This is a genomic window from Streptomyces koelreuteriae (assembly GCF_018604545.1).
Lineage (GTDB): Bacteria > Actinomycetota > Actinomycetes > Streptomycetales > Streptomycetaceae > Streptomyces > Streptomyces koelreuteriae.
Genome location: NZ_CP075896.1, coordinates 401,081 through 423,884 on the forward strand (window position 1 = coordinate 401,081; position 22,804 = coordinate 423,884).

Here is a 22,804-nt window from a genome sequence, read left to right on the forward strand (position 1 = left end):
GAATCAGTGGCGTGAAGTTACGGAATCCGGGCGCGTGAAGCCCGTAACCGCACGGCCCCCGGCGGCACGAAGCGGCCAGATGGCCGATTTCGGGTTGTTCGTTAATAGGCCTGAAACATTCCGATTCCGCTCTCAGCCGACCACTTCGCGGCCCCTTGTGTTCATGCTCCGGCCGAGTAATCGTCATTACATGATTACGAACGAACAGCGAGAGAAGCTGCGCGGCTGGTTCGCCGGCCGCATCCCCGACGACCTCTTCGAGGAACTGACCGAGCTCACGGTCGACCGCGAGGAGATCACCGTGATCGGCCGCATCCCCGAACCCCGGCTGACTCAGGACGCTCCGGACGCCGAACGGGAGGCAGCCCTGGAGAGCCGGGTGCGGGAGTTCCGGGAGCGCACCCGTGAGGAGCGGATGGCCGTGGCCCGGGAGGCCGAGCACCGCTTCGGACGGAAGGTGTCCTGGGGCGTGGAGTGCGGCGGACGGCGCGCGCTCTTCACGCACGTGGCCGCGCCGGTGATGACGCGGCTGCGCCAGCCGGAGCGCCAGGTCCTCGACACCCTGATCGCCGGCGGCGTCGCCCGCAGCCGCAGCGACGCGCTGGCCTGGTGCGTGCGTCTGGTCCAGCGTCATACGGACGACTGGCTCGCGGAGTTGCGCGACTCCCTCGAACACGTGCAGCGGGTGCGGGCTCAGGGTCCGGACGCCGAGACGGACCGCACCCCGCCCGCTGGCGACGAGGAGTGACCGAGGAGTGGAGGAAACGTCCCACAGCACCGCCGGGAATGGATGAACCGTCCTCTGGCGTCGCCCGCCCTTGATCGTTTACGGTCGGCAGACCCCCCTGAGGACGGCATCCGCGCGCCGCCGCACACCCCGGCGCCGGCGGGCGGCCGTCCGCCCAGCAGCCGCGTCACCTCGCGCTCCGCCGCCCCGTCCCCGCTGGAGCCCTCTTGCCCTCGCCGGCCGAACGCCCCGCAGACGCCGACCACCCCTCCCCCGCCGCGTCTCCCCCCTCCGTGACGGAGGTCGAGACCCACGGCGTCGACCGGATCCCCGACGCCGAGCGCTCCGCGACCCCGCTGGACCTGTTCCGGCTCGCCTTCGGCGGTGCCAACACCTTCTCCACCTGCGTCCTCGGCGCCTTCCCGATCCTGTTCGGCCTCTCCTTCTGGCAGGGCCTCGCCGCCACCCTCCTCGGGGTCGTCGCGGGCGCGCTGATCCTGTGCCCGATGGCGGTGTTCGGCCCGGTCAACGGCACCAACAACGCCGTCTCGTCGTCCGCGCACCTCGGTGTGCACGGCCGCGTGGTCGGCTCGTTCCTGTCCCTGCTGACGGCCGTCGCATTCTTCTCCATCTCGGTGTGGAGCTCCGGAGACGCCCTGGTCGGCGGCGCCCACCGGCTCTTCGGCCTCGCCCGGGACGACCTGTCCTACGCCGTCGCCTACGCGCTGTTCGCGGTGCTGGTCCTCGCCGTGTGCGTGTACGGCTTCCGGTTCATGCTGTTCGTCAACAAGATCGCGGTGACCTCGGCGAGCGTGCTGTTCCTGCTCGGCGCGGTGGCGTTCGGGGGTGACTTCGACCCGTCGTACGCGGGCGTCTTCACCGAGTCGGCGGACGCGGCGACGAGGGACCTGTTCTGGCCGTCGTTCATCGGGGCGGCGCTGATCGTGCTGTCGAACCCGGTGTCGTTCGGGGCGTTCCTCGGCGACTGGTCGCGCTACATCCCGGCGAGCACCCCGCGCCGGAAGGTGGTCGGGGCCGCGTTCCTGTCGCAGCTCGCGACGCTGCTGCCGTTCCTGTTCGGCCTGACGACCGCCAGCGTCATCGCGGCCAAGGCGCCGGAGTACGTCGACCCGGCCGCCCCGGACTTCGTGGGCGGGCTGCTCGCGATCTCGCCGGGCTGGTTCTTCCTGCCGGTGTGCCTGCTGGCGCTCATCGGCGGCATGGCGACGGGCACGACGGCGCTGTACGGCACCGGGCTCGACTTCTCGTCCGTGTTCCCGAGGCTGTCCCGGGTCCAGGCGACGCTGCTGGTCGGCGCGTTGTCGATCGCGTTCATCTTCGCCGGCCGGTTCGGCCTCGACCTCGTCCGCTCCATCTCGACCTTCGCCACGATGATCATCACCTGCACCACGCCGTGGATGGTCGTGATGATGCTGGGCTACTGGACGCGGCGCGGCTGGTACGACCCGGAGGCGCTGCAGGTCTTCAACCGTCGTCAGCGCGGCGGCCGTTACTGGTTCGCGCACGGCTGGAACTGGCGGGGCATGACCGCCTGGTGGGTGGCGGCCGTGCTCGGCGTGCTCTTCACCAACATCCCCGGGCAGTTCGTCGGCCCGCTCGGCGACCTGGCGGGCGGTGTCGACATCAGCCTGCCGCTGTCCCTGGTCGTGGCCGCGGTGCTGTTCCTGGCCCTGCTGCGGCTGTTCCCCGAACCCCGGGCGGTATACGGCCCCGAGGGCGCCCGGCTGGCCCGGACCGTCGAGGTACCGGTACCACCGATCACGGGGCCCGGCGCCGAGGGGGCGTTGTCAGACCCCTCGGCTACGTTGCCCGCATGACCGATTTCGTGCTGGTGGCGGGGACATGGCTCGGGGCATGGGCGTGGGACGAGGTGGCGGGCGAGCTGCGCGCGGCCGGGCACGAGGTGCATCCCGTGACCCTGTCGGGCCTCGCCGAGAAGCGGGAGCTGCCGGCGGGGCAGCAGACGCACGTCCGGGACATCGTCGACGAGGTCGAGCGGCTCGATCTGCGGGACGTCGTGCTGGTCGGGCACAGCTACGCGGGTGTCCCGGTCGGGCAGGCGGCCGAGCGGATCAGTGACCGGCTGCGGCGTGTGGTGTTCGTCGACGCGAACGTACCGGTGGACGGGGAGTCGTTCCTGTCGGGCTGGCCGAGCGAAGACGTACGACAGTCGATCGCCGACCACGACGGGTACTGGCCGCCGCTCGGCGCGCAGGAATACACGGGACAGGGGCTGACGGACGAGCAGATCGCCCGGATCGTGAACTCGACCCCGCACCCCGGTGCCACGCTCACCGGCCCGGCCGAGCTCACCCGCCCCCTGGGCGAGCTCCCGGCGACGTACGTCAAGTGCCTGCTCGACGGCGAGGAGCCGATGCCCGTGGTGGCCGAGCTGCTCAGGAGCGAGAGCTGGGAGCTGATCGAGATGGACACCGGCCACTGGCCGATGTTCACCCGGCCGCGCGAACTGGCACGCGTCCTGCACGAGTCGACTGCCCGGCCCTGACCGCTCCCGCCTTGCCTACCGGTCGGTATGGTCGGCGTACTGCGCGTTCTCAGCGACGAGAGGCGGGACGGACGTCATGGCGAAGCACTGGGCGGACTTCCAGTACGAGATCTATCTCAACGGGATGACGGGTGCCGTGCCGCGCCTGCCCACCGATCTGACCCGGCTGGAGGAGCTGACCGAACAGCGGCTCGGGCCGGGCCCGGTCGGCTATGTGGCGGGCAGCGCGGGGAACGGCAGCACCGCCCGCGCCAACCGGGCGGCCCTGGAGCGTCGGCGGATCGTGCCGCGCATGCTGCGGGACGTGCAGAGCCGGGATCTGTCGGTGGAGGTGCTGGGCCGCGCCCTGCCCGCCCCGCTGGCGCTGGCCCCGGTCGGCGTGCTGTCGATCATGCACCCGGAGGCGGAACCCGCCGCGGCCCGGGCCGCCGCCGCGCAGGGGGTGCCGTACATCCTGTCGTCCGCGTCGAGCACCCCCATGGAGCAGGTCGCCGAGGCGATGGGCGACGCCGAGCGGTGGTTCCAGCTCTACTGGCCCAAGGACCCGGAGGTGGCCCGCAGTTTCCTCGGCCGCGCTAAGGCGTCCGGGTTCAGCGTGCTCGTCGTCACCCTGGACACCCCGCTGCTGTCGTGGCGGCCCCGCGACCTGGACCAGGCGTATCTGCCCTTCCTCCACGGCGTCGGCACGGCCAACTACTTCTCGGACCCGGCCTTCCGGGCCGGTCTGGCCAAGCCGGTGCACGAGGATCCGAACGCGGCCGTGATGCACTTCGTCGGAATGTTCTCCGATCCGGCCAAGTCCTGGCCGGACCTGGCGTTCCTGCGGGAGAACTGGGACGGACCGATCGTCCTCAAGGGCGTCCTGCACCCGGACGACGCCCGGCTGGCCGCGGAGGCGGGCATGGACGGCGTGGTCGTCTCCAACCACGGCGGCCGCCAGGTGGCCGGGTCCGTGGCCGCCGCCGACGCGCTGCCCCGGGTCGTGGACGCGGTCGGCGACCGGATCACCGTCCTCTTCGACAGCGGCGTCCGCACCGGCGACGACATCTTCAAGGCCCTCGCCCTGGGCGCGCGGGCGGTGCTCGTCGGACGCCCGTACGTCTACGGTCTCGGCCTCGACGGGCAGCCCGGCGTCGAACACGTCATCCGCTGCCTGCTGGCCGAACTCGACCTCACCCTGGCCCTGTCGGGCCACGCCACGCCTGCGACGGTCTCCCCGGCCGACGTGACGACGCAGCCGGGCTGAGGCGTGGGCGAGGCCGAGTTCACCGCGCGGCCGTTCAGCCCTTCGGCGCTGTCACCTGTCGCGCCGTCGGGATCTCCTCCTCCGCGATCGACAGGGAACCCGCCGCCGTGGGCACGGGCTCCGGCTGCCAGCGCTGTTCCTCGGACCGGTCGCGGACCTTGACGACGATGTCGGCCTCCGGGTCGTCGTTGGTGGAGGTGAGGGCGAGCTGCTCGTCCCAGCGGGGCAGCAACTCCCCTTGCACGGTGAGGTCGTAGCGCACGTCCTCGCCGCGCTCGGCGTACTCCTCGGCGCAGGTGCCGAGGACGACGACGCCGGCGTCCTTGTGCGAGTCCAGGCACAGCCCGGGATCGGCGATGCTGCGCAGCAGCCCGTCGTTCTCGTAGGTCCACTGCTGGGTCCACGCCGTCGAGCACGAGGCCAGTTTCGCCCCCGAGCCCTCCTTCGGCAGGTCCCGGATGTCGAGGCACAGGTCGGCGCCCGCGTTGCGCAGCCGCGTCACGCCCGGTGCCGTGGGCAGCCCGGCCGTGTCCGGCGGGGTCACGGAACCGCCGCCCTTGCCGCCGGCGGCGCTGTTGGAACCGGCCGGGTCGGCCTGGCCGCCGTCGTAGGAGGACGCGCTGATGATGAGTACCGTCGCCAGCACCCCGGCCGACACCGCGCCGACGCCCGAGAGCAGCGCCCGGGAGGAGCGCAGCGCGTCCGGGATCCGCACGCCCGGGATCCGGCGGGCGGGCAGGGGGATCCTGGACAGCAGACGGTGGCGCGCGTTCGCGGACCGCCCGCCGCCGCGTCGGCCGCCGCGACCGCTCCGGGTGCCGTGCGAGGCCCGGCCCGGACGCGAGTCGAGGTAGCGGCGCGCGCCCCAGCCGAGCACCGCTTCGGCGATGAGCGGGCCGAGAGCGCCCTCGAAATGGCTCAGTTGCTCGGCCGCGTTCCGGCAGTAGCGGCACTGAGCCAGATGCTCCTGGACGTCCGGAAGCAGAGCGCCGCCCCGGCGGATCGGGACGTCCAGGAGGCGGTTGTAGAACCGGCAATCATGGGTGGGCGCGAGTTCCCGATGGGCATGTACACAACCCTCGCGGAATTTGTCACGCGCCTGTTCGAGAGCGGCCGACGCGATGTCGGCATCCATGCCCAGCAGGCCGGCGGGGACGCTTAAAGGATCTGCCTCGACCTCGACATGCCAGAGCAAACAGCGCGCGGCGGAGGGAAGTGCCTGGAATGCCCGCTCCGCGAGTGCCCGATTATCGGGCGTCATGGACGTCGCCGCGCGCAGCCCCCGCCCTCCCGCCGGTTTCTGCAGCGCCGGCAGAACGGCGGATATTCGATCGTCGCCCGACCACTCCCGGATCGTGTCGCGCACGGTCACCAGAAGGACCGGGCGCAGCGCGACGGCCGAGTCGCCGAAGGCGACGCGGTTGAGGGTCCGGTGGAAGGCGGTCCCGGTCACCATGGCGGCGACCTGCGCCGACGAGGCGAGACAGATGACCGCGTAGTCGTGCACCGGCTGCCAGTGCCGTGCCATCAGCAGCGCGACGGAATGGGCGGCGACCTCGCCCTCCGGGCTGCCTCTCAGCGGGGCGGCGAGTGCTTCATCGGATTCCCCGGGATCCCCGCCGGGCGGGGGATACGGAGGACGAGGGGGGTGGGGGGTGGGCACTGAGATGGTTCCTTCCCACGCGCAGGTGACACACAGAAGTCCTGCCGCCGAAAAAGGAGCCCGGTGGGTGCGAACCTTTTCTGGCGCGGCGCGGGAGGTGCGAATTCACCGGCGGTGAATCGGACCCGGTTCACAAATCACGTGCGACACCCGGCCATTCCCCCCGCACGTGTGTTTCACTCTTGCACAACCCCCACACGGCCAACAAGGCGCCCGTGCAACATCCGGCCCATTGACAGAAAGTCAGAAACGGGAACGCGCGTACGCTGCTCGCACCCGTTTTCGACATTTCCGTGCGCGCTGTGTGAATCGGGTCAGATCTGCCAGGACCGCAGCCGGTCCGCCGCACCGTAGACATCGGTCGTGTGCGACATCAGATCGCGGGCGAGATCGACGAGGGCGCCGTAGGGCGGGTCGATGCCGACGCCGCTGACGAACATGTACGCCACGGCCGTCGCACAGGCGAAGCGGGCGTTGGCCGCGGGCAGCGGCCGGAGCACGGCGATGGTGTGCAGCAGCGCGGCGGCCCGCCAGGCCGGGTCGGAGTCCACCCCGAGGCGCGGCGGGTCGACCCGGTGCCGGGCGACGGCGGCGACCAGCGCGGAGAAGTCGTTCACGGTGGGCTGGTCCGGCAGGACCTCCTCGTGACGCTGCAGCAGCCAGGGCACGTCGATATGGATGACGGGTGCCATCGGTCAGGCGGCCCGCCCCTCGTCCTTCGCGGGCGGTTCGTCGTCCGGGAAGGCCGCGGCGAACTCGTCGGCGTGGGTCGCGAAGAACCTGCGGAAGGCCTCCGCGCCCTCCTGGAGCGCCCGGTGGCGCGCTATGTCGGCCGCGGCCGCCTCCCGCACGAGCGCCTTCATCGACGTACCGCGCTCCTTGGCGATCTGCCGCAGGTCCTCAAGCTCGCGGTCGCTGAACTCCACGTTGAGAGCTGGCATGCCCTCAAGGTACCGCTCGGGTACTGACTCGTAAATATCCCCAGGTCAGAGAGGAATCAGACGGTACCGTGCGGCGGCGCGACCCCGGCGATGTCACATTCCGGGCCCCTGCCCCGGTCCCAGTGGTGAACGCCTTACTGGGAGGTCCACGCATGACCGAGATCACCGCACCCGGCACCGACGCCCCGGCCGACGAGGCGACCGGGGTGTTCGTCGACCATCGCGAGCTGCTGTTCGGCATCGTCTACAACGTGCTCGGCAGTGTCGCCGACACCGAGGACGTCCTGCAGGAGACCTGGCTGTCCTTCACGGCCCGGGGCGGCGGCGCTCCCCTGGCGGGCGTCGACAACCCCCGCGCCTATCTCGTGCGGGCGGCGGTCAACCACGCGCTGCGCCGCCGTGCCGCGATCAGCCGCAGGCGGGAGACCTATGTCGGCCAGTGGCTGCCCGAGCCGCTGGTCGCCGAGGACGAGGCCGGCACCGCCGACGGGCCCGCCCTGCGCGCCGAGTCGGTGTCGCTGGCGATGCTGGTCGTCCTGGAGTCGCTGACCCCGCTGGAGAGGGCCGTGTTCGTCCTGGGCGAGGTGTTCGGCTACCCGCACGCCGAGATCGCGGAGGTCATCGACCGCTCCCCCGCCGCCGTACGGCAGTTGGCGCACCGGGCCCGGGAGCATGTGCGGGCGCGGCGGCCGCGGTACGAGGCGCGTCCGCGGGTGCGACGGGAGGCGACCGAGCGGTTCGTGCGGGCGGCGCTCGGCGGCGACATCGCCGAGCTGATGGAGGTTCTCGCGCCGGACGTCACGGCGTGGACGGACGCCGGCGGCAAGCGCAGGCCGGCGAGCCTGCGCCCGGTGCACGGCCGGGACAAGGTGGCCCGCCTGCTCACGTCCGGGCGCGGCGGCCCGCGCGATCCCGTCTGGCGCTATCGCCGCGTCAACGGCGACGACGCCGCCGTGCTGTTCGACGGGAACGCCCCGTTCGCCGTCCTGGTGCTGGACCTCACCCCGGAGGGCGACCGGGTGTCCGGCATCTATGTCGTGGCCAATCCGGACAAGCTCACCCACCTGATGGAGGGGAAGGCGTGAGGGGCCCGCTCAGGTCCGGGAGCGGCAGAACTCCCGGACGGTCCGGTTGAAGGCCTCCGGGGCCTCGATGTTGCTGAGGTGCCCGACGCCCGGGAGCACGACCAGCGTGGCGTGCGGGATCGCCGCCAGGAACGGGTGGGCGACCTGCTCCACCGGGGAGCGCGAGTCGAGTTCGCCCCAGAGCAGGAGCGTCGGCACCGTGATCCCGGGCAGCAGGTCGCGCTGGTCGGCCTCGGCCATGACGGTGAGCTCGGTCCGCATGGTCTGGGGGCGTGTCTCGGCCGACATCACCGACATCAGGCGTACGGCCTGGGCGGGCGGCTCGCCCGCGAACAGGCCCGGCATGGTCGGCGCGAAGTCCTCGGCCGGGACCGCCAGCACCCGCTCGGCCCCCTCGACCCGCGCCCGCACCTCCGCCGGGGGCAGTGATCCCTTCCAACCGGCGTAGGTGTCGACGAGGAGCAGCGTCCTGACGAGATCGGAGTGGTGCCGGTAGAACTCCAGGACGATGGTCCCGCCCCAGGCCAGGCCCAGGACATGGGCCGGTCCGAGCCCCACGTCCTTGACGACCGCCGCCAGACAGCGGGCGTAGTCGGCCAGGGTGAAGGAGGGCGGTACGTCGGAGGAGCGGCCGGCTCCCGGTTCGTCCCAGGCGACCACGGTGAAGGCGTCGGCCAGGTCGGCGATCTGGCCGCGCCAGACGCGGGCGTCCGCGGTGGCGCCGTGCACCAGTACCAGGGGCGGGCCCGAGCCCACCCGGTCGTAGGCGACCTCGACGCCGTCTACTCGCACCGCGTGCATGTGACCAGGCTACGCGCGGGTGCCGGGGGCGTCCTGTCGGCGGACTCCCCCGGCACCGGGCAGCTCCCTACCCCTGGTCCGCCACGAAGGCGGCCATCCGGGTCAGGGCGGCGTTCCAGTTGATCGTGTGCTCGTTGGTCGACCAGGACTGGATGTCGTCGATGTAGCAGAACTGTCCGACGCAGCCCTGGAGTTTGCTCTGTGCGTAGGGGTCCTGGATGCTCGAGTTCGGCCCGCCGGCGAGGGTGCCGCGCGGTGGGTTGGGCAGGCCGGGGTCGAGCTGGCGGGCGTACCAGCGGCTGTGCTGGTTCTGGGCGCTGACCTCGCCGTAGCCGGTGACGTAGGAGAGGTTCAGCGCGTTGCGGCCGAGGATGTAGTCCATGCTCTGCAGCGCTCCGTCGCGGTACTTCGAGGCGCCGGTGATGTCGTACGCGGTGGCGAGGACGACGGCGTTGTTGAGGACCTGGTGGCTGGAGCCCCAGTCGTACTTGTTGCCGTCGGGCGCGTAGGGCATGCCGTAGGGGTGGTCCTTCAGGGTGGCCAGGTAGCGGTCGGCGCCCTTGACGACGGACTCACGGACCTTGTCCCGGCCGGGCAGCCTGCTCGGCACCGTCGCGAGGTCGAGTCGGCCCGCCGCCCCGGTGCGGGCCCAGTCGAAGCCGAGGGGCTTGAAGAGGTCGGCCGTGTGGACCGGGGACTTCAGGACGTACTCCTCGAACTGCTTCTCCCCCGTGCTGAGATACAGCTCGGCCGCCGCCCAGTAGAAGTCGTCGGTGACGTCGCTGTCGGGGTAGGCGCCGCCGCCGACGCCGTCGCTCTCGGAGGCGTAGCGGTCGGGGTGGGCGAGCGCCGCCGACCAGGCCGTGCGGGCGGCCGCCAGGGCCTTGTCTGCGAACGCCTTGTCGTAGGACCGGTACAGGCGGGCCGCCTGCGCGGCCGTGGCCGCCAGGTTCAGGGTGGCCGCGGTGGACGGCGGGTGCAGTTCGCGCTTCTGCGGGTCGTCGCTCGGCAGCAGCGGCAGCCCGGTCCACTGCTCGTCGTGCATCTTGTGGTGGGCCATGCCGGCCAGCGGCTTACCGGCGGGCACCTGCATCTTCAGCAGGAACTCCAGCTCCCAGCGGGCCTCGTCGAGGATGTCCGGGACCTTGTTGCCGCTCTCGGGGATGGCGAGCGTGCCGTCGCCGAGCTTGCCGGCGTCGCCGGTGCGGGCGTGGAGCGCGCGTTCGTGGGTGCTCAGCAACTCCCAGGTGGAGATGCCGCCGTTGACGACGTACTTGCCGTGGTCGCCGGCGTCGTACCAGCCGCCGCTGACGTCGAGGCTGTAGTCGCACACGCCCGGCTGGCACGGCACGGCGGTGTCGCCCTGGTTGGGTGCCACGCCCACGTGACCGGCCCGGCGGCCGTACCCGGGCCGCAGGTCCTCGCGGATCTCGATGCCGCTGCGCTGGGTGTAGTAGTACTTCGCCGAGTCGAGGCGGAGCCGCTCCCAGACGCTCGCGTCGACGTCGAAGGGACGGCTGGTCTCGCCGTCGGCGACCAGGGTGAAGCCGGTGCCCTTCGTGCGGTACGCGCCGAAGTCGATCGAGTGGACGTTCTGCCCGGAGGAGGCGTCGACCCCGCGCGGCACGGTCGTGCCCCGGGCGACCGCGGTGCCGCGGGCGTTCCTCAGCTCCCAGGGCAGCTTCGCCGTGGCGTCGGTGACCAGGGTGGCGTTCTTCGGCCCGGCGGGCAGATAGGCGACCTGGTTGACGCGGACCCGGGGGCCGGTGTCGGGCTCGTACGGCTCCGGCGCGACGCCGCCCAGCAGCGAGACGTCGTCCATGCAGAAGCGCCAGGCGTCCGCGCTGCCGCCGAGCTGGAAGCCGACCTGCGCCTGGGCCATGTCGACGGGCGAGGTGAAGGTGTAGGAGTAGCGGTCGCCGGAGACGCTGAGCTGCGGTGTCACCTCGTAGTAGGTGTCGTACGGGGACACCGACAGGCCCACGATCGCCCGCACCACGTGCCCGGCGGGCGTGCCGGTCGCGCTGAAGGAGAAGCGGTACGACTCCCCCTTCACGAGGGTGATGTCGTTCTGCCCGACGGCGGCGTCCCAGCGGTTGGTGGTGCCGCCGGGTACGTCGGCGCAGAGCCGGCCGTCGGACAGGCCCCCGGTGACGTTGCTGGTCGTCCACCATGGGGCGGTGGTGGTGTCGAAGGCGCCGTTCTTGACCTGTTCGACCTCTTCGGCCCCGGCCGGTGCGGAGGGCAGCGCGGTGAGCGCGGTCGCCAGGAGGGCCGTCAGGGACAGCAGGGCGGTTCTGCGTCGTTTCACGTCCGGGCTCCTCTGGAGAGGGGCGGGTGACGCTCGCCATGGGAGCGCTCCCAGATACGGATGCCCGCCATGGTTGTGGCTGATGTGACACTCCGTCAACGGTCCGGACGGGACTGGCTGTCCGTCACCCGTCCGGACCAGTGCGGACTAGACGGTGTCCAGCCTGCTGATGCGTATCGCGCCCCGCGTCTCGTCGGGGTGGCCGCTCGTCAGGGTGAGCCGGATCCGGGTGCCGCGGACGGACTCGAAGGTGATCACCGTGGGGGCGTCGGAGGCGGTGGCCCAGTCGATCGCGGTGTCCCGGGCGGCCCGCCAGGCCCGGCCGTCCCACACCGCCACCGCGATGGCCGCGGGCAGGCTGTGGGTGGCGTCCACCGTGAAGGAGACGTCCACCCGGTCGAAGCCGCGGGTGCGCCCGTGGTCGACCGAGACCCAGTCCTCGCCGCGGGCCCCGTCGAAGGCGGGCAGCAGGGCCGTGGCCTGCTTGGAGAAGCCGTTGGACCAGCCCGTGGCCGGATCGCCGTCGAGCATGGCGGCGGGCAGGGTGTCCGGGCGGCCCGAGTAACTGGCGTCCGCGTGCGGGTGGTCCAGGGGAGCCGGATGCTCCGGCTCGAAGGCGGGCGGGGTCGTCTCGGCCCGGTCCCGGGCCGGGGTGGCGCGTACCATCGCCGTGCCGGTGCGCAGGCCGTCGGCGCGGGCGGTCACCTTCACCGTGCCCGTCCGCGTGCCGGAGCGGACGATGGCGAGGGCCTTGCCGTGGTAGGCGGTGCGGGTGCTCGCCTGGTAGCGCTCGGCGCTCTCCTGGCGGCCGTTGTCGAGCCCGGCCAGGGAGCCGTTCGCCACCTCGAAGGAGAGCAGGTGTTCGGCGCCGGGCACCACCACGCCGCGCCGGTCGACCACCTCGGCGGTCACGAAGACCAGCGAACGGCCGTCCGCGGCGGTGGAATCGCGGTCGGACGTCAGGCGGATCGCGTGCGGCGCGCCGGCGGTGCGCAGCACGTCGGTGGCGACCTTCTTGCCGCCCTGGCGGGCGACGGCCTTCAGCTCCCCCGCTTCGTAGGGCACCTTCCAGGTCAGGTGCAGCTTTCCGGCGCTGCCGTTCGGGCTGGTGTAACTGCCGGGCCAGGGGCCGTCGGTGAAGGTCTTGTCGTCGCCGGTCGCCTCGGTGGTCTCCAGGTACGCGCGGCCGTCGACAGTCTTCTTCGTGTCGAACCGCCGTACGCCCAGCGACTTTCCGTTGAGGAACAGCTCGACGGTGTCGACGTTGGCGTACGCCCAGACTTCGACCGTGTCGCCCTCGGCGTGGTTCCAGGTCATCGGGAGCAGATGGACCATCGGCCGCTCGGTCCACTGGCTCTGAAAGAGGTAGTACATGTCCTTCGGGAAGCCCGCGGTGTCGACCGCGCCGAAGAAGGAGGCCTTGACCGGGAAGACGTCGTACGGCGTGGGCTCGCCGATGTAGTCGATGCCCGACCACAGGAACTGCCCGGTGAACCACTCGCGGTCCCGGTCCTTCTTGTGGCCGTACTCGCCGCTCATGGTCCAGGAGGCGAGGTTGTTGTCGTAGGAGGAGGTCGCGCGCTTGCCCGGCGTGTGGTTCTCGCCGGTGTTGAGGTGCTCGGGCTCCTGATAGGCGCCGCGGGTGGAGGTCTCCGAGGACGACTCCGACTCGAACAGGAACAGCTTGGGATAGCGGGCGTGCAGGGCGTCCACCGACTTGGCGGTGTTGTAGTTGAGGCCGAGGCCGTCGATCTTGGCGAGGATCAGATCGCCGGGAGAGCCCGGGGCGGGCACGCTGCGGTGCCGGTGGGAGCCGATCACGACCGGGCGGGTGGCGTCGTGGGCCTTGATGGCGGCGATGAGCCGGTCGGCCATGGCGAGACCGGCGGTGGAGGTGAACTCGCTGACCTCGTTGCCGATGGACCACATCAGGACGGCGGGAGAGTTGCGGGCGGCCAGGACCATCTCCGCGATGTCCTTGTCGGCCCACTCGTCGAAGAAGCGGCCGTAGTCGTAGCGCGTCTTGGGGCTCTTCCAGCAGTCGAACGCCTCCACCAGCATGACGATGCCGAGTTCCTCGCAGACCTCGATCATCTCCGGGGAGGGCGGGTTGTGGGAGGTGCGGAAGGCGTTGACGCCCATCGACCTCATGATGAGCATCTGACGGCGGACGGCGTCCTTGCTGACGGCGGCGCCCAGGGCGCCCAGGTCGTGGTGGAGGTCGACCCCCTTGAGCTTGTGGTGGGTGGCGTTGAGGAAGAAGCCCTCGTCCGGGTCGAAGCGGAAGGTGCGGAAGCCGAAGGGCGTGCGGTAGGTGTCGGTGGTCCGGCCGCCGACGCGCAGTTCGGTGTGCAGGGTGTAGCGGTGCGGGGCTTCGATGTCCCACAGCTCCGGCTGCCTGACGGTGAGTTCGTGGGTCTCGGTCTTCTCGTCGGTGACGGTGACCGTGGAGGAGGTACGGGCGACCGTGCGGCCCTTCCGGTCGACGATCCGGGAGACGACCTCGACGTCCGCGCCCGCGCCCGACGCGTCGACGACCGTGGTGTCGATCCGTACGACGGCCCGCTCGGCGGAGATCTCGGGGGTGAGGACGCGGGTGCCCCAGCGGGCCACGTGCACCGGCTCGGTGATCACCAGGCGTGCCTCGCGGTAGATGCCGCTGCCCGAGTACCAGCGGCTGCTGGGGAGCCGGTTCTGGACCTTGACCGCGAGCACGTTCTCGGTGCTGCCGTCGGTGTGCACCAGGTCGGTGAGGTCGAAGGCGAAGCCGGTGTACCCGTAGGGGTGGCGGCCGGCCTCCGTGCCGTTGCAGTAGACGTGGGAGTCCATGTAGACGCCGTCGAACTCCACCGAGATCCGCTTCCCCGCCAGGGCGGGCGGCAGGGTGAAGGCGAGGCGGTACCAGCCGAGGCCGCCGGGCAGGAAGCCGGTGCCGCTGGTGGTGCCGTGCTCGGTGGTGGGGGCCTGCTCGATGCTCCAGTCGTGCGGGACGGCGACCTCGCGCCACCCGGAGTCGTCGTGGCCGGGCAGCGCGGCGTCGGCGTAGGCGCCGGTCGGGTCGGTGATGCCGCCCGGGTCGACCAGCGCGAAGCGCCAGCCGTCGCGCAGGGCGACGGTGCTGCGACCGGACCCGCCGCGCGCCTCCTCGGCGGCCCACGCCTGCGGGGAGCCGAGCAGCGCTCCGGCCGCGGGCGCGGCCGCGGAGGCGAGCAGGACCGATCTGCGCGTGACCGACATGACGGCTCTCCCTCATCAATACCCAGAACTACTCACAACTGATCGTGAACAAACAGATTCTGTCGAGGTGTCACACAGGGCCGTCAAGGGTGCGGCAACGTCCTTCTGCCCCAGGCGTCACATCGGCCGGAATCACGCCCCGGCCCCGCACGGCCGGGCGCTGCCGGGGTTACCGGTTCACGACGGGCGCCTACGGACTAGGCTGGAACTCAAGCGACTGCTCTGATCACTGTGAGTGTCCGTATGGAGTGGCGACGATGACCCCGGACGAGCCGTTGGACGAGGGCGTGGCCGCCCGTGTCGTCATCGCCGCCGACGGCACGCTCACCGGGTGGAACGAGGGGGCCCGCCGCCTCCTGGGCCACACGTCCGCCGACGTCGTGGGCCGCCCGGCCGCCGAGCTGCTGGCCGACGACGCCACCGCGCCACCCGCGCCCCACGACGCCCGCTGGAGCGGCATGCTCGCGCTGCGTCACCGCGACGGCCGCACGGTGTCCGTGTGGGTGCTCGCCCACCGCAGACCGCCGGAGGGCGAGGCGTCCGAGTGGTTCGCGGTGTCCCCGCCGGAGGCCGACGACCTGGGGCCGGAGGACGACCCGCTGGTGCGGGCGGCCCTCACCCAGTCGCCCTGCGCCACGATGATCTTCGACGAGGGGCTGCGGCTGCGCGGCGTCAACGAGGCCATGGCGGATCTGCTCGGCATGCCCGCCGACCGTCTGCGGGGTCTGAGACCCACGGACATCGGCAGCCGGCCGCAGAACACCGAGCTCGAGGAGAATCTGCGCCGGGTGCTGAGCACCGGCCACCGGCAGGACATGCAGACGTACATGAAGGCCAGCGGCGAGTCCCGGGGCGCGCACGCCTGGCTGGCCCGGATCGCACCGCTCACCGACCCGTCCGGCCAGGTGCGGGGCGTGTGCGTGACCGCCCACGACTTCAGCGACCAGTACCGGGCGCGGGAGCGGCTGCAACTGGTGAACGAGGCCAGCGTGCGCATCGGCACCACCCTCGACGTCACCCGTACGGCCCAGGAGCTGGCGGACGTGTGCGTGCCGGCGCTCGCCGACTTCGTCAGCGTCGACCTGCTCGACACCCGGGAGCACGGCGGCGAGTCCGCGGGGCCGCCCGTCCCGCCGGTGGGTCTGCGCCGGGCCGCCCACCAGTCGATCAACTCGGGCAGCCCCGAGGCCGTCACCAAGCCGGGGCAGGTCGAGATCTACCCGGATGCCTCCCCGCAGGCCGCCTCGCTGATCGCGGGCCACGCGGTGGTGGCCTCGGGATCGGAGGAGGACCTCGAACGGTGGCTCGCCTGGGATCCGGTCCGCTTCCGCCGGGTCCGCGAGTACGGCATCCACTCCACGATGTCCGTCCCGCTCCAGGCCAGGGGCACCATCCTCGGGGTCGCGGTGTTCACCCGTTTTCGGCGCACCGAGGACTTCACGGACGACGATGTGCTGCTGGCCGAGGAGGTCACGGCCCGGGCCGCCGTCTGCATCGACAACGCGCGCCGCTACTCCCGCGAGCGGGAGACGACCCTCACGCTGCAGCGCAGTCTGCTGCCCCGGCATCTGCCGCGCACCGCCGCGGTGGAGGCGGCCTCCCGCTATCTGCCCGCCACCCGCACCGGTGTGGGCGGCGACTGGTTCGACGTGATCCCGCTGTCCGGGATGCGGGTCGCCATGGTCGTCGGGGACGTCGTCGGCCACGGCATCCAGGCCTCGGCCACCATGGGCCGGCTGCGCACCGCCGTCCGCACCCTCGCCGACATCGATCTGGCCCCCGACGAACTGCTCACCCACCTCGACGACCTGGTCGTCCGGCTGTCCCAGGAGTCCGGCGGCGAAGACGCGGCCGGTACCGGCGAGGTCGGGGCGACCTGCCTCTACGCGGTGTACGACCCGGTGTCGCGGCGCTGCACCCTGGCCCGGGCCGGGCACCCGCAGCCCTTCCTGGTCCCACCGGACGGCCCGGCGCGGCAGCTCGACCTGCCCTCCGGTCCCCCGCTCGGTGTCGGGGGACTGCCGTTCGAGAGCGCCGAGGTGGAGCTGCGGGAGGGCAGTGTCCTGTCGTTCCACACGGACGGGCTCCTCGCGAGCCGCGAACGGGACGTCGACACGAGCCAGCGGATGCTGCGCGAGGCCCTGTCGGCGACCGCCGGCTCGCTGGACGAGGTCTGCGACCGCGTGCTGCAGGCGCTGCTCCCCGCGGGCGGCTCCGCCGACGACGTGGCCCTGCTGCTGGCCCGCACCCGGGGTCTGCCGTCCTCCCAGGTCGCGACCTGGGACATCCCGGCCGACCCGGCGCTGGTGGCCCCCATCCGCAAGCAGGTCGTCGAGCAGCTCGACCGCTGGGGGCTGATCGAGGCCACGTTCACCGCGGAGCTGGTGGTGAGCGAGCTGGTCACCAACGCCATCCGCTACGGAGCCAAGCCCATCCGGCTACGGCTGATCCACGACGCGGACACGCTGATCTGTGAGGTGTCCGACACCAACCACACGGCCCCGCATCTGCGCCGGGCCAAGACCTGGGACGAGGGGGGCCGCGGTCTGCTCCTGGTCGCCCAGCTCACCCAGCGCTGGGGCAGCAGGCACACCGCGGACGGCAAGACGATCTGGGCGGAGCTGACGATGCTCGACGCGATGTGAGCGTTCTTACCGGAGCCTGGTTTCATGGGCGGGCACCGCCTGTAACGCGCTCCGGAGGACCTCGCCCTGAACACCCCGCTCGCCGAAGTCCTGTCCGTGGCGCTGCTGGCCGCGGTGCTCGTCTGGGCCGTCGTCCGTCCCAAGGGGCTGCCCGAGGCCGTACTGGCGGTTCCGGCCGCCGGGCTCGCGGTCGCCGTCGGCGTGATCTCGCCCGCGCACGCGTGGGAGGAGATCCAGCGGCTGGGGCCCGTGGTCGGCTTCCTCGCGGCCGTGCTGGTGCTCGCCCACTTCTGCGACGTGGAGGGACTCTTCAGGGCGTGCGGGGCATGGATGGCCCGCTGGGCGGCGGGGCGTCCCGGGCGGCTGCTGACCGCGGTGTTCGCACTGGCCTCCGTCATCACGGCCGTGCTCAGCCTGGACGCCACGGTCGTCCTGCTGACCCCGGTCGTGCTCGCCACCGCCACCAGGATGGGCGTCGAGGCCCGGCCGCACCTCTACGCGTGCGCGCACCTGTCCAACACCGCGTCCCTGCTGCTGCCGGTCTCCAATCTGACCAACCTCCTCGCCTTCGCGGCGAGCGGGCTGAGCTTCACCCGGTTCACGGCGCTGATGGCGCTGCCCTGGCTGGTCGCGATCGCCGCCGAGTACCTGATCTTCCGGCGGTTCTTCGCCCGGGAACTGGTCGCCCCGCTCCCCGCCGCCGACCCCGAGCGGCCTCCTGAGCTGCCGCTGTTCGCCCTGGTCACGGTGGGCTGCACCCTCGCCGGATTCGTGGTGGCCTCCGCCCTCGGGATCGCACCGGCGTGGGCCGCGCTGGCGGGTGCGCTGGTGCTGGCCGGGCGGGCGCTGCTGCGGCGGCGCGCCACCCCGCTGACGGTGGTGCGCTCCGCCGCCCCGGCCTTCCTGGCGTTCGTCCTCGCGCTCGGCGTCGTCGTTCGCGCGGTCGTCGACAACGGCCTCGCCGACGCCCTCCACCGTGTGCTGCCCGACGGCTCGGGCCTGCTCGCGCTGCTGGGCGTGGCCGCGCTGGCCGCCGTCCTGGCGAACCTCATCAACAACCTGCCCGCGGTGCTGGTGCTGCTGCCGCTGACCGCCGGGGCCGGTCCCGGAGCCGTGCTGGCGGTGCTGCTCGGCGTGAACATCGGCCCCAATCTGACCTACGCCGGTTCGCTGGCGACCCTGCTGTGGCGGCGGATCGTGCAGCGGCACGGGCACCGCGTCGAGCTCGGGGAGTTCACCCGGCTCGGGCTGCTCGCGGTGCCCGCCGCGCTGGTGCCGGCCGTGGTGGCGCTGTGGCTGTCGCTGGCGGTCGTCGGGGGCTGAGTCGCGCCCGGTCAGCGACCGCGACCGCCGTAGCCGTAGCCGTAGCCGTAGCCGTAGCCGTAGCCGTAGCCGTAGCCAGGGTGGCCGTATCCGTAGCCGTGGCCGGGGTAGCCGTCGTCGCCGTCTCCTGAGCAGTGGTAGCCGTGGTAGTGGCACGTGGTGCTGGGCGAGGGGCTCGGGGACTCCGGCCGGGACGTCGACGGAGCGGCGGTCGGGGTGGGGGCCGGTTCGGGTGTCCTGGACGGTGTCGGGGTGGGGGTCGGTGTGGGCGCGGCCGTCGGCACCGGCGCGGCGGCCTCCCAGTTGACGACCTCCATCTGGAGGTCGGTCTTGGAGGTGTCGATCACCCAGCGCTGGACCTCGTCGTCCGCCCGGGTCTTGAGGACCAGGGACCCCGAGCCGTCGGTCGCGGCCGGGGCGAGGGCGAGCTCCTGGTCCCGGCGGGGCACCAGGGCGCCCTGGAGGACGAAGTCGTAACTGATGTCCTTGATGTCGGGCCGGGACGGGCCCGTGCAGGGGGCCAGCCGCACCGAGTAGCCGAGCCGGGAGTCCAGGCACAGGTCGGGGTCGGCGCCGTTGCGCAGCAGCCCGTCGGTCTCGTACGTCCACTGCTGGGCGGGGGCGGAGGAGCAGGTGGTGAGTTCGGCTTCGGCGCCCTCGACGGCCTTCTTGCCGTCGACGCCGACGCACAGGCCCGAGGCGAGGTTGTGCAGCCGGCCGCGCAGGGCGCCCTTGCGGGCCTCGCCCGCCCCGATCCAGGACGGGTCTCGGGTCGGCTCGCCCGTGCCCGGGTCGGCCGCCTCGGAGGACTGGTCCGCGCCGGCCGGCGGGGCCGTGTCGCCGGAGTCGCCGATGGACCACAGGACCAGCGGGAGGACGACCAGGCCGCTGACGGTCAGGATGCCCACGGTGAGGTTGCGGCGGCGGGCGGCACGGCGGGCCGCCTTGTGGGCGGATCTTCGGGAGGCGGTGCGGGGGCCCACGGCGTCCGGGCCGGGGACCGTTCCACCGGCCGGCGCCGGCGCGTCGGGCGGGGTGGTGGGGAATACCTCATGGGCGTGGGCCAAGGCCTGCGCCAGAGCCCGCGTCCGGTCCTGCGCCGGGTCCCGTGACTGGTCCTGCGTCTGGACCGGGCCCCGCGGTGGGGCCTGCGCTTCCCTTTCGGCTGCGGGGGCGGGTGGCGCGGTCACCGGGTCGGCGGGGTCGGTGAAGGACTCCCCGATCGCGCCGGCGAGGGCGACGGGGTCCGGGAAGGCCGCACGCGCGGCACCGGCCGGTTCCGTGCCGGCCGTCTCCTCGGGTGCGGCGCTCTCCGGGGAGGCCTGGGCGGCACCGCTCGCCGCACTCTCGGCGTACTCCTGACCGCCCCAGCCGAGCACCGCCTCCGCCAGGGCGACGCCGAGCCCGTGGTTGAACCGGTCGAGCTGGTCCGCGGCGGCGCTGCAGTGCCCGCATCCCTCGATATGCGCGCGTAGATCGGGGTCGAGGTCGAGGGCGCCCCTTCGATACGTGACGTCGAGCAGACGCAGATAGCGCCGGCATTCCTCGTCGGGGGCGGTTTCGCGGTGGACCTGGAGGCACTCCTCGCGCATCCGGTCGCGGGCCCGGGCCAGTTCGACCCGCGCGCCCTCCTCGTCCAGGCCGAGCAGCCCGCCGGGAGCCGTGAGCGGTTCGGCCTCGACCTCGACGTGCCACAGCAGGCAGCGGGCCGACTGGGGCAACCGCTGGAAGGCCCCGGACAGCAGGCGACGGTGTCGCTGCGGCAGCAGCCGGGCGGCCGGGCGCTCCCCGTCACCGGCCTCGGACAGCAGATCCGGGTGGAGCATGTCGCGTCGGTGGTCTCCGGCCCACTCGGCCGCGATCCGCCGCACGGTGACGAGCAGTTGGGGCCGCCAGGCGGATGTCGGACCGTTCTGGCGCAGGCTCTCGCCGAAGAGCCGGGTGAAGGCGGCCGTGGTGAGCATTCCGGCGAAATGCGGACCGGCGGTGCACAGCCGGGCGTAGGCGAAAGCCGCCTCCCAGTGCCGGTCCAGCAACTCGCCGACGGGATGGAGCGCGGGCGTCGCACCCGTCCACTTCCTGAGCTCGGCGCTCAGTTGCTCGTCCGTCGGGCCGAACCTGCGGGCCGGGGCCGGGGAATTCGACGGACTTGCGTCGTTCACGGCTGCATTCCTCTCAAGGACATGCGGAATAAAGTCCATACCAAGGGGTATGCCGGCACGGCGGCCTCGCGCATACGAAAGAACGGCGCGCTGTCCGCACGCCGACAGGGCACACCTTTGCACAGCTCAGCGACAGGGAACAAGGCATCTCACGGTTTCGTGCATTGCGTAGACGCCCAGGGCTTTTTGACAAAATGTCAATCAGCCGCCCGAAAGGGATTTCCGGTCTGCTCCGCCCGACATTTATGGCAGGTATTCGCCCGGTTCCCCTCGCCGTCCGGAAACGGCTGGGCCGGACGGGTCGCCGTACTTCGTCCGGTACGCGCCGGGCGGTATCCCGTAGCGCTCGCGGAAGACGCGGTTGAAGTGGAAGGGGCTGGCGAACCCCGAGGCCGCGGCCACCCGTTCCACGGGCAGGTCGGTGCCCTCCAGCAGCCGCGCGGCGTGCCGCAGCCGGGCCTCGCGCAGGGCGCGCATGGGCGACTGGCCGAGCTGTCGGCTGAACAGATGGGCGAAGCGGGACGGCGACAGGGCCACGTCCTCGGCGAGCGAGCGGACGGTGTGCGGGGCGCCCGGGTCGGCGGCGATCAGCTCCTCGGCCCGGCGGATCCGGGCGTCGAGGCCGGAGCGGGGCGCCGTCGGCAGGGCGCCGCCAGTCGTCAGCAGGACGATCTCCTCCAGTGCGCACAGGGCGAGTTCGCGGGCCGCGCTGCCGTGTGCGACGGCGACGGGCCCGTCCGGGGACGCCGGTGCGGGCGGGGTGGGCGGGGCCCCGGTCCCCGTCCAGCGGGCGTCGGTGTGCATCCGCAGGAACGCCGACTCGACGCGGCCGTGCACCCCGGCCGGGGCGGACGCCACCACGTACACCCCGTCGCCGGTGTCGTACGGCCGCAGCCACCCGGCCCACGACGGGCGGGCCTGGCAGTGCGCCCACCAGAACCGCCAGTGCCGGGCGCCGGGCTCCACCGCGTAGCCGTGCGGGACACCCGGGGCGAGCGCCACGAGGTCACCCGCGCCGACCGAGGTCTCCACGGCGCCCTGCCGCAGCCGGCCCCGGCCTCCCGTGGTCCAGGTGAACAGCCAGCTCGCGGAGCCGCGCGGACGGTTGACGGCGTAGCCGGGCGGCTGGTCGAAGTGGCCGAGCACGACCAGTCCGGGCGGCGGGGCGGGGTCCCCGTCGTTCCCGTTCGCAGCAGTGGTGGGCAATTCGTCAGCACGCACGGGCATCCTCCTCCACGACAGGGCTGCCTAGTGTCGGACCGTGGACACCTGACTAAGGAGTGCGCTCATGACAGTCACGGGCAACGGCGCCGCCGGCGCTTCCATCCTGGACCCCGCCGGGCTCCGGCGGTACCGGGAGGGGTTCGAGGAGGACGGTTTCACCGTCGTGCGCGGGCTCTTCGGGACCGAGGAGATCGAGCTGCTGTGCGGGGAGTTCGCGGCCCTGCGGGCGGCCGGCCCGGTCCCCGGGCACTTCGAGCCGCGTGCGTCCGGGGCGGACGCGGATCCGCTGCGCGTCTGGCCTCGGGTGATGCACCCGCACGAGATCAACGGCCGCGCCCGGGACGTCCTGCTGGACGCCCGGCTGCGCACGGTCCTGGAGGCGCTCCTCGGGGAGGAGGTCCTGGCCGCGCAGAGCATGTTCTACTTCAAGCCGCCGGGCGCCCGGGGCCAGGCGCTGCACCAGGACAACTTCTATCTGCGGGTGGAGCCGGGCACGTGTGTGGCGGCGTGGCTGGCGTGTGACGTGATCGACCGGGAGAACGGCGGGCTGGAGGTCGTGCCGGGCACGCACCGCATGGACGTGTTCTGTCCGGAGGAGGCGGACGAGGGGGTTTCCTTCGCCCGGGAGTATGTTCCACCGCCGCCGGGGCTGGCGCCGGTGCCGGTGGACATGGCGCCGGGGGACGTTCTCTTCTTCAACGGCAGTCTGGTGCACGGGTCGCAGCCGAACCGGTCGGACGAGCGGTTCCGGCGGTCGTTCATCGGGCACTACGTGGGGCGGTCGGCGGAGCGGATCGGTCGGTTCTACCGGACGTTGTCGATGAGCGGGGGGCGGGTGGTTCTGGAGGAGAGCGAGGGGGCGGGGCCCTGCGGGACGGAGTTCTCGTCGCCGCAGGGGCCGCACTGATCGGT

The 22,804-nt window shown here is 72.3% G+C and carries 16 protein-coding genes; 8 read left to right on the forward strand and 8 right to left on the reverse strand.

All coding sequences use genetic code 11. From position 1 onward, the window contains the following. The first annotated feature begins 190 nt into the window (after nt 1-190). From KJK29_RS01770 to KJK29_RS01785, 4 genes are all read left to right on the forward strand, one after another. Nucleotides 191-748 carry a hypothetical protein gene (locus KJK29_RS01770; RefSeq protein ID WP_215116806.1) on the forward strand — a complete coding sequence of 186 codons (558 nt, stop codon included), beginning with the start codon at nt 191-193 and terminating at the stop codon, nt 746-748. 272 nt (nt 749-1,020) lie between these two features. Next, nucleotides 1,021-2,565 carry a purine-cytosine permease family protein gene (locus KJK29_RS01775; protein WP_251057671.1) on the forward strand — a complete coding sequence of 515 codons (1,545 nt, stop codon included), beginning with the start codon at nt 1,021-1,023 and terminating at the stop codon, nt 2,563-2,565. Continuing rightward, on the forward strand, nt 2,562-3,254 hold the full coding sequence (locus KJK29_RS01780) for an alpha/beta fold hydrolase (RefSeq protein WP_215116808.1): 693 nt from the start codon (nt 2,562-2,564) through the stop codon (nt 3,252-3,254). Before KJK29_RS01775 ends, KJK29_RS01780 begins: the two co-directional genes overlap by 4 nt. 76 nt (nt 3,255-3,330) lie before the next feature. Then, nucleotides 3,331-4,500, forward strand: coding sequence for a lactate 2-monooxygenase (locus KJK29_RS01785; RefSeq protein WP_215116809.1), 1,170 nt, complete (start codon nt 3,331-3,333; stop codon nt 4,498-4,500). A gap of 34 nt (nt 4,501-4,534) precedes the next feature. Here the strand turns inward: KJK29_RS01785 and KJK29_RS01790 are convergent, their stop codons facing one another. The 3 genes from KJK29_RS01790 to KJK29_RS01800 all read right to left on the reverse strand — a co-directional run bounded on the left by KJK29_RS01790 (nt 4,535) and on the right by KJK29_RS01800 (nt 7,104). Further along, nucleotides 4,535-6,163 carry an RICIN domain-containing protein gene (locus KJK29_RS01790; RefSeq protein WP_215116810.1) on the reverse strand — a complete coding sequence of 543 codons (1,629 nt, stop codon included), beginning with the start codon at nt 6,161-6,163 and terminating at the stop codon, nt 4,535-4,537. Nucleotides 6,164-6,477: 314 nt separating this feature from the next. Continuing rightward, nucleotides 6,478-6,855: a toxin Doc gene (locus KJK29_RS01795; RefSeq protein ID WP_215116811.1), complete on the reverse strand. Its 378-nt coding sequence runs from the start codon at nt 6,853-6,855 to the stop codon at nt 6,478-6,480. Between the two features lie 3 nt (nt 6,856-6,858). Continuing rightward, nucleotides 6,859-7,104: a hypothetical protein gene (locus KJK29_RS01800; RefSeq protein ID WP_184587072.1), complete on the reverse strand. Its 246-nt coding sequence runs from the start codon at nt 7,102-7,104 to the stop codon at nt 6,859-6,861. Nucleotides 7,105-7,256: 152 nt separating this feature from the next. Between KJK29_RS01800 and KJK29_RS01805 the strand changes: the two genes are divergently transcribed. Next, nucleotides 7,257-8,189, forward strand: a complete 933-nt coding sequence (locus tag KJK29_RS01805) for a sigma-70 family RNA polymerase sigma factor (RefSeq protein WP_215116812.1) — start codon at nt 7,257-7,259, stop codon at nt 8,187-8,189. Between the two features lie 9 nt (nt 8,190-8,198). Here the strand turns inward: KJK29_RS01805 and KJK29_RS01810 are convergent, their stop codons facing one another. The 3 genes from KJK29_RS01810 to KJK29_RS01820 form a co-directional block, all read right to left on the reverse strand. Beyond that, nucleotides 8,199-8,990, reverse strand: coding sequence for an alpha/beta fold hydrolase (locus tag KJK29_RS01810; protein WP_215116813.1), 792 nt, complete (start codon nt 8,988-8,990; stop codon nt 8,199-8,201). 67 nt (nt 8,991-9,057) lie between these two features. Next, nucleotides 9,058-11,301 carry a glycoside hydrolase family 9 protein gene (locus KJK29_RS01815; RefSeq protein WP_215116814.1) on the reverse strand — a complete coding sequence of 748 codons (2,244 nt, stop codon included), beginning with the start codon at nt 11,299-11,301 and terminating at the stop codon, nt 9,058-9,060. A gap of 147 nt (nt 11,302-11,448) precedes the next feature. Continuing rightward, nucleotides 11,449-14,538: a glycoside hydrolase family 2 TIM barrel-domain containing protein gene (locus KJK29_RS01820; RefSeq protein WP_215116815.1), complete on the reverse strand. Its 3,090-nt coding sequence runs from the start codon at nt 14,536-14,538 to the stop codon at nt 11,449-11,451. Nucleotides 14,539-14,795: 257 nt separating this feature from the next. On the opposite strand from KJK29_RS01820, the gene KJK29_RS01825 reads away from it, so the two are divergent. Both KJK29_RS01825 and KJK29_RS01830 read left to right on the forward strand, forming a co-directional pair. Continuing rightward, nucleotides 14,796-17,183, forward strand: coding sequence for a SpoIIE family protein phosphatase (locus KJK29_RS01825; protein ID WP_215116816.1), 2,388 nt, complete (start codon nt 14,796-14,798; stop codon nt 17,181-17,183). Nucleotides 17,184-17,249: 66 nt separating this feature from the next. Then, a complete protein-coding gene (locus KJK29_RS01830) occupies nt 17,250-18,506 on the forward strand; it encodes an arsenic transporter (RefSeq protein ID WP_215124109.1) in 1,257 nt (418 codons plus the stop codon). Between the two features lie 11 nt (nt 18,507-18,517). Here KJK29_RS01830 and KJK29_RS01835 read toward each other — a convergent pair whose 3' ends face one another. After that, nucleotides 18,518-20,668, reverse strand: a complete 2,151-nt coding sequence (locus tag KJK29_RS01835) for a ricin-type beta-trefoil lectin domain protein (protein ID WP_251057673.1) — start codon at nt 20,666-20,668, stop codon at nt 18,518-18,520. A 243-nt stretch (nt 20,669-20,911) separates the two neighbouring features. Continuing rightward, nucleotides 20,912-21,895, reverse strand: a complete 984-nt coding sequence (locus tag KJK29_RS01840; RefSeq protein ID WP_215116818.1) for a helix-turn-helix domain-containing protein — start codon at nt 21,893-21,895, stop codon at nt 20,912-20,914. Nucleotides 21,896-21,956: 61 nt separating this feature from the next. Here KJK29_RS01840 and KJK29_RS01845 point away from each other — a divergent pair, with 61 nt between their 5' ends. Then, entirely contained in the window at nt 21,957-22,799 is an 843-nt protein-coding gene (locus KJK29_RS01845) for a phytanoyl-CoA dioxygenase family protein (RefSeq protein WP_215116819.1), read from the forward strand. Nucleotides 22,800-22,804 lie beyond the last annotated feature (5 nt).